1 protein-coding gene is annotated in these 485 nt (G+C 32.4%); it reads right to left on the bottom strand.

Annotation, left to right across the window (positions count from 1 at the left end):
- Positions 1-191: 191 nt before the first annotated feature.
- The coding region (locus E3E36_RS11690; RefSeq protein ID WP_206203665.1) for a hypothetical protein at positions 192-485 on the bottom strand (294 nt) is incomplete at its 5' end.

Genomic DNA, 485 nt, shown 5'->3' on the forward strand with positions numbered 1-485 from the left:
GTTTTACTTTCCATTAAAAAGCCACCATTTTTTATAGATGGATTGGCAGCATTAAAAAAGAAAAAAGACTTTGCTTTAATGCAAAGCCATATCCAGTAAGGGTAAATTAAAAAATACACCACATGCATAGGCCAATACTCCCAGTGCATCAACCGAATAAAAAATGTTGATTTACGTAACTGCATTAATTATTATACTGCTTGTTTTTGTTGTAAGGGGATATTTAAACAATGTGTTTCATTTTGCAGCATATCATTATACTGCATAATAGCAAGCGATGGACTGATATGAATAGAAGTGATACTCACAGTAAACAACTCATTGGCTCTGTTCATTAACAAACCATACTCATTATTGCCTTTGCCCGCTGTGGCATGAAACTGTATAATATTTTGTTGAGTTAAATGATGTTTTTGCTGCAACCAATTAGTAAACCATTGTTCTCTTTCAGCTATCATAACATTATTGTATAATGTAACTGAACT

It is taken from the genome of Thermococcus sp. M36, from assembly GCF_012027355.1.
Classification (GTDB): Archaea; Methanobacteriota_B; Thermococci; order Thermococcales; family Thermococcaceae; genus Thermococcus.